Annotated in this window: 1 protein-coding gene; it reads right to left on the bottom strand. The window is 71.5% G+C overall.

What is annotated here, in order from left to right:
* Nucleotides 1-947, bottom strand: a 947-nt coding sequence (locus ACFU95_RS51050) for an electron transfer flavoprotein subunit alpha/FixB family protein (protein WP_383844831.1), incomplete at its 3' end; no start/stop codon positions are given.
* Nucleotides 948-1,097 lie beyond the last annotated feature (150 nt).

Raw genomic sequence — 1,097 nt, 5'->3', positions numbered from 1 at the left:
TTGATCTCCTCGGTCAGGGTCGGGACGACGTCGAAGAGGTCGCCGACGACGCCGTAGTCGACCAGGTCGAAGATCGGGGCCTCGGCGTCCTTGTTGATCGCCACGATCGTCTTCGAGGTCTGCATGCCGGCGCGGTGCTGGATCGCGCCGGAGATGCCGGAGGCGATGTACAGCTGCGGGGACACCGACTTGCCGGTCTGGCCGACCTGGTTGGTGTGCGGGTACCAGCCGGCGTCGACGGCGGCACGCGAGGCGCCGACGGCCGCGCCGAGGGAGTCGGCGAGCGCCTCGATGAGTCCGAAGTTCTCGGCACCGTTGACGCCACGGCCGCCGGAGACCACGATCGCGGCCTCGGTCAGCTCCGGACGCCCCGTCGACTCACGCGGCGTGCGGCCGGTGACCTTGGTGCCGGTCGCGGCGGCGGAGAAGGTCACCGCGAGGGCCTCGACCGCGCCGGCGGCCGGAGCGGCCTCCACGGCGGCCGAGTTCGGCTTGACCGTGATGACCGGGGTGCCCTTGGCGACACGGGACTTGGTGGTGAACGACGCCGCGAACACCGACTGGGTGGCGACCGGACCCTCGTCGCCGGCCTCCAGGTCGACGGCGTCGGTGATGATGCCGGAGCCGATGCGCAGCGCCAGACGGGCGGCGATCTCCTTGCCCTCCGCGGAGGAGGGGACCAGGACGGCGGCCGGGGAGACGGCCTCGACGGCGGCCTGCAGCGCGTCGACCTTCGGCACGACCAGGTAGTCGGCGTACTCGGACGCGTCGTGGGTGAGGACCTTGACCGCGCCGTGCTCGGCGAGCGCGGCGGCGGTGTCGGCGGCGCCGTTGCCCAGCGCGACGGCGACCGGCTCGCCGACGCGGCGGGCCAGGGTCAGCAGCTCCAGGGTGGGCTTGCGGACGGCGCCGTCCACGTGGTCGACGTAGACGAGAACTTCAGCCATGGGATTGTTCTCCTGCGAAAGTGCGAAGTCTTGAGGGGCGGAAGGGGTGTTGAGCCTCTGCGGGCCGGCGGACCCTTAGATGAACTTCTGGCTCGCGAGGAACTCGGCGAGCTGCTTGCCGCCCTCGCCCTCGTCCTTGACGATCGTGCC

Origin of the sequence: Streptomyces sp. NPDC057623, from assembly GCF_042800355.1 — a bacterium.
In the GTDB taxonomy this organism is placed as follows: Bacteria; Actinomycetota; Actinomycetes; order Streptomycetales; family Streptomycetaceae; genus Streptomyces.
The sequence above is the reverse complement of the archived record's forward strand: the minus strand, read 5'-3'. Positions and strand labels throughout refer to the sequence as shown.